Genomic DNA, 4,712 nt, shown 5'->3' with positions numbered 1-4,712 from the left:
ATGACTTGTCAGCTCGCCGACGTGGTATGCCGTTCGCTTGTCCGGCTCAGAAGCGGATGCGGGCGGCGAGGGGCAGGTGGTCGCTCCCGGTCGCAGGCAGCGTCCGTACGTTCAGGACCTTCGCGGAGCGTGCCAGGACCTGGTCGATCCGGGCCAGGGGGAACCGCTGGGGCCAGCTGAACGCGAGCCCGGACTCCGGGGTGTTCAGCCGCGAGGTCAGCGGGGCGAGCCCGCGGTCGTCGAGCGTGCCGTTGAGGTCGCCGGCCAGGACCACCCGGTCCAGCCGCTCGGCCGCGAGGGCGGCGCCGAGCAGGGCAGCGCTCTCGTCCCGCCTGGCGGAGCCGAACCCGCTCGGGCCGAGCCGGAGCGAGGGCAGGTGGGCCACGTACACGGCGACATCCCCGTGCGGTGTCCGGGCGGTCGCCCGAAGGCCGCGGTCCCAGTCATCGCCCAGGTCCGCGGGCCGGATGTCGATCCTGCGTGCGTCCGTCAGGGGAAACCTGGACCACAGCCCGACCGTTCCGAAGGACACGTGATGCGGGTAGACCTCTCCCAACGCGGCGCCGAACTCCGGCAGGAGGGACGGCGTCACCTCCTGCAGAGCGATCACGTCACCGCCCGCGGAGGACAGTTGCCGCGCCGTGCCCCGAGGGTCCGCGTTCGTGTCACTGACGTTGTGCTGCACCACCACCAGGTCGTACGGGGAACCGCCGTCAGGAACCGGCGGCGACCCGAAGACCGCGAACCACACCGCGGCCGCCACCAGCGGCGAGCACAGCCCGACCCCCGAGCGCCGCAGCAGGGCCAGGCCCGCCAGCAGCGGGACGCCCAGACCCAGCCACGGCAGGAACGTCTCCAAGAGGCTCCCCAGCCGGCCCGGGCCGTTCGGCACCGCGCCGTGGCCGACGATCAGCGACGCGAGCAGGAGGGGGAGCGCCGCGAGGACCCCGTCCCCCCGCCGCCGGCCGCGCCATCCGCGACCGGCCGGCGCCACGCCCGCCCGCGCGGGCCCCGCTCCCTCGTCCTCCGCCTGCTGCCCCGCCCGCCACAGTGATCGCACGTACCGATGACGCGGCGCCGGGCGATCCGGTTCCCATCCGTCCGCGCCGTACGGGTCAGGCCCCCGCTACGACGTCTCCTTCGCATCCTCCAGGACCCGGAAGTCCGCCGGACCCAGGGTGAGCACGCCGTCGCTCAGCGGTGTGCACCGCACTCCGCCCTTGCCGCGCAGCGCGCGCTGCGCCCCGGGACCGATGACGGCGTCCATCCAGGCGCAGGGCCGGGCCGGGCGCCGCACGGCGAACAGGACGGGCCCGGAGCCGGTGTCCAGAGCCACGGTGACGCCCACGTACGCGTCGATGTCCACGCCGCGGAGCAGCACATTGCGGCGGGTGTGCCGCAGGTCCGTGTCCGAGCCGATGTCCGACGGGAGGTTCTCGGCCCCCATGAGCGTCACGGCGGCGTCGCGATGGGCCGGCCGCGCGTAGTAGCGGTCGCCCACGAGCCCCAGGCCGCTGCGCACCTCGGCACTGCTCACCAGCTCCCCGGCCGGCGCAGGCGACGGCCCTTCCGACGGCCGCCCCATGTACCGGTGCGCCGGCGACACCAGCAACTGCACGACTTCGACCCGCTGAGACATGCGGCCAGCCTAAGAGGCCGCGCGGACAGGCGGCGCGGCCGCCCTCCGTGTCCGGTGTGCGATGCGTCTCAGGGCTGTCCGAGGCGACGCCGCTCCCATGCGTCTCGTGACATCGCGGCGGGGCGGCGGAGCGGTGTCCCGTCGACGTACAGGTCGACGCGCTCGTTGTAGAACGCGATCATGCCCGCGACGGGGGCGCACGCCGCCGTGGGGAAGTCGTACGCCCAGGCGATGTCCTCGTGGGTGGCGCCGTCGCCGTCGAACGACCAGTAGCCGCTGGTCGTGCCCTTGTACGGGCAACTCGTGACGGTGTCCGTGGGGCGCAGTCTGCTCCAGTCGACGTGCACGCGCTCGATGTAGTAGCGCGTCGGCAGGCCCGTCTCGAACAGGGTCACCGCGTGCGGGGCGTCGGCCAGCACGGTGCCCTCGACCTCCACGCGGACGCTGCTCGAGGAGCGCAGGGCGTCCACCCGGGAGTACGGGCTGCGGGGGTGGACGAAGACCTGCTCGTCCTCCTCGTACCAGGCGTCGAGGGCTTCCCAGCGGAAGCGTGCCGTGCCCAGGAGCCGGTCCGGGGCTCCCTCGTCCCACACCCAGGCCGCGCCCTCGCGGACCTCGGACCCGACGTGCAGCGAGTGGCGGCGCGCCGGTCCGGGGCCCAGCCGGCCGGCCCGGCCGTCGTCGGTGAGCACCGCACCGGTCAGGTCCTCCATAGGGATGCTGTACTGCGGATAGCCGGGCCACTCCCACACGTACATGGCACGCCGGGTGTCGAGGACGGTACGGCTCCCGACCATCGCGCGGATGCGACGCGGTACGGGTTCGACCTGCCCGACCGGGACGATCAGCCCCGGGTGGTTCGCGCTCGAGTCCGCCATCGGTGATCACCTCGGTCTGTCCACGGGCTTCGCTTCCCGTACGCCCAGCGTCCCCGGCCCCCGTGGGATCGGCCACCCCGGGGCCGCGGGGCGACGTCCCCCGGGGCCGGCATCCGCCGAGGCCGCGCCGCGCCGCACCGCGAGCGGGCGGTCAGGCGCCGACGGTGCCGTCGACGCCCTCGCGCAGGAAGTCCGCGTGCCCGTTGTGGCGGCCGTACTCCAGGAGCACATGCACCATGACCATCCGCAGGGAGACGTCCTCACCCCAGCGGGGCTGGTGCCCGGTCGCGTCCAGGGAGTCGGCCGCCTCCTCGATCCGCCGGGAGTTCGCCACCTCGGCCTCCCAGGCCGCGAAGGCCTCGGCGCGGGTGGACCTGCTCGCGTCGTAGGCCGCCTGGAAGTCGATCTCCTCGGACCACACCATGGGCGCGTCGTTGTCCTGGAACACCCGGCGGAACCAGGCGCGTTCCACCTCCGCCATGTGCCGGACGAGCCCGAGCAGCGACAGTGTGGACGGAGGCATCGACTGCTGCCGCAGTTCCTCGTCCGACAGCCCCCGGCACTTCATGGCCAAGGTGGCGCGGTGGTAGTCGAGGAAGGCCCGGAGCGTCTCGCGCTCGCCCCCGCGCAGCGGCGGACCCATGCGGTCGTCGTCGGTCACAGGATGCTCACTTTCTCCGATGCGGTGCTGCGGGCAGCCCTTCACCCGGGCGGCGGGTCGGGCCGACGATCACCCTGGGTTAGGATTGCAGAGTTCTTCAATTGGTGAAACCACTAGAGCGCGGGTGGTCCGAGTGCAGGTTCCGCTCTACCAGGCCAAGGCGGAGTTCTTCCGCATGCTCGGGCATCCCGTGCGCATCCGCGTGCTGGAACTCCTGCAGGACGGCCCCAGGCCGGTGCGGGAGCTCCTCAACGCGATGGAGATCGAGCCGTCCAGTCTCTCCCAGCAGCTCGCCGTGCTGCGCCGGTCCGGCATCGTGAGCGCCACGCGCACCGGCTCCACCGTGGTGTACGAGCTCGCGGGCGGCGACGTCGCGGAACTGCTCCGGGCCGCCCGCCGCATCCTCACCGATCTGCTGACCGGGCAGCAGGATCTGCTGACGGAACTGAAGCAGAGTGAGGGAGGCGCCGCCGTCCGCGCGGGCGGCGGGACCGGCGGTGGCGCATGAGCCGTCGGAGAGGCCCGCGCACGGATTCCAGCGGTGACAGGTACAAGCAGCGGGCGGTGCTGCTGCGCGTCCTCGTCTACGTCTTCATCACCCACTTCATCGCGGGTTTCATCACTCTGCTGTTCTACCTGGGGCAGCACGCCCCCAAGTGAGCGGCCCGCCGGACGCCGCGGGCGGCAGAGCGACCATGGCGCGCCCGCGCGCCGGTACTGACACATGCGCACGGCGATGAGCACCGGGGCGCCGCTCGCGGCCGTGACGGCTCTCACGAACCCCTCGTACATCGCGCCGCCCGGCGGCGCGCCGCCGAGGCGACCGGCAAGACAGCGTTGTCCGGCGTTCGCCGCAGTCCGGTGGCGCTCGCCGGGTCGACGGGGACCAGGCGACCGGCACCACGGTCATCGCCCCGGTCGGCCGGGAGACCTGCGCATCCGATCCGCGAACAGGGCCGCCGGCGTCCCGGCCGCCACCGCGGTGGCCAGACCGGCGTCCGCGCCGATGCCCGGAGGAAACACGCGAGCGCGAGTGGCAACGCCGCCACGGCGGCGGTCAGCCCGGCGAGCAGGTCCTGGCGGGGCTGCCGCTTGATCGCCGGCAGATCGGCCCACGCGGGCGGCGACGCGCGCACCGAGTTCCACGTCCGCCCTGTCAAGACAGCCGGCCTCGCCGTCCGTCGTTCCGGTCGGCTGCCGGGGACGGTGCGTAGTGGCGCCCCCGCGGTTCCATGGCGACGACACAGCGGAATCATCATGTAGCGCATCGTCTGCAATGCATTGTTCCGGCGATCGGTGCTGTGGACGGAGCTCGTGCGCACCCGATGGGCGGCGAAGCGGCGGCCTTCGTGGTCGGGTGCATGCGCGGGGCATATGCGGCGGGGGTCTCATGGCCGCACGAAGCAGCCCTTCCACCGGGAAACGGGACCGCGTCGGGCACTTCGGCGCCCTCCGCCCGAGCTGCGGCTTCGCATCTGCGCAACTGCGCGTTCTCCACCCGGTGTTCGTCTTGTCACCCGGGTGTGATCACCAG

At 73.0% G+C, this 4,712-nt stretch carries 6 protein-coding genes; 2 read left to right on the top strand and 4 right to left on the bottom strand.

Going from position 1 to position 4,712, the window contains the following annotated elements:
* Positions 1-46: 46 nt before the first annotated feature.
* The 4 genes from AC3ET4_RS30285 to AC3ET4_RS30270 all read right to left on the bottom strand — a co-directional run bounded on the left by AC3ET4_RS30285 (position 47) and on the right by AC3ET4_RS30270 (position 3,178).
* Positions 47-994, bottom strand: coding sequence for an endonuclease/exonuclease/phosphatase family protein (locus tag AC3ET4_RS30285; protein ID WP_431955086.1), 948 nt, complete (start codon positions 992-994; stop codon positions 47-49).
* A gap of 132 nt (positions 995-1,126) precedes the next feature.
* Entirely contained in the window at positions 1,127-1,639 is a 513-nt protein-coding gene (locus tag AC3ET4_RS30280; protein ID WP_431955084.1) for a molybdenum cofactor biosysynthesis protein, read from the bottom strand.
* 68 nt (positions 1,640-1,707) lie between these two features.
* Positions 1,708-2,517, bottom strand: coding sequence for a DUF427 domain-containing protein (locus tag AC3ET4_RS30275; protein ID WP_431955082.1), 810 nt, complete (start codon positions 2,515-2,517; stop codon positions 1,708-1,710).
* A gap of 151 nt (positions 2,518-2,668) precedes the next feature.
* Positions 2,669-3,178: a DinB family protein gene (locus AC3ET4_RS30270; RefSeq protein WP_431955080.1), complete on the bottom strand. Its 510-nt coding sequence runs from the start codon at positions 3,176-3,178 to the stop codon at positions 2,669-2,671.
* 133 nt (positions 3,179-3,311) lie between these two features.
* Between AC3ET4_RS30270 and AC3ET4_RS30265 the strand changes: the two genes are divergently transcribed.
* Together AC3ET4_RS30265 and AC3ET4_RS30260 are read left to right on the top strand one after the other, a co-directional pair.
* Positions 3,312-3,686 carry an ArsR/SmtB family transcription factor gene (locus tag AC3ET4_RS30265; protein ID WP_431955078.1) on the top strand — a complete coding sequence of 125 codons (375 nt, stop codon included), beginning with the start codon at positions 3,312-3,314 and terminating at the stop codon, positions 3,684-3,686.
* On the top strand, positions 3,683-3,838 hold the full coding sequence (locus AC3ET4_RS30260; RefSeq protein WP_431955076.1) for a DUF6126 family protein: 156 nt from the start codon (positions 3,683-3,685) through the stop codon (positions 3,836-3,838). The genes AC3ET4_RS30265 and AC3ET4_RS30260 overlap by 4 nt, the downstream gene beginning before the upstream one ends.
* The last annotated feature ends 874 nt before the right edge of the window (positions 3,839-4,712 follow it).

The sequence above is a fragment of the Actinacidiphila sp. bgisy167 genome (assembly GCF_057707665.1).
The sequence above is the reverse complement of the archived record's forward strand: the minus strand, read 5'-3'. Positions and strand labels throughout refer to the sequence as shown.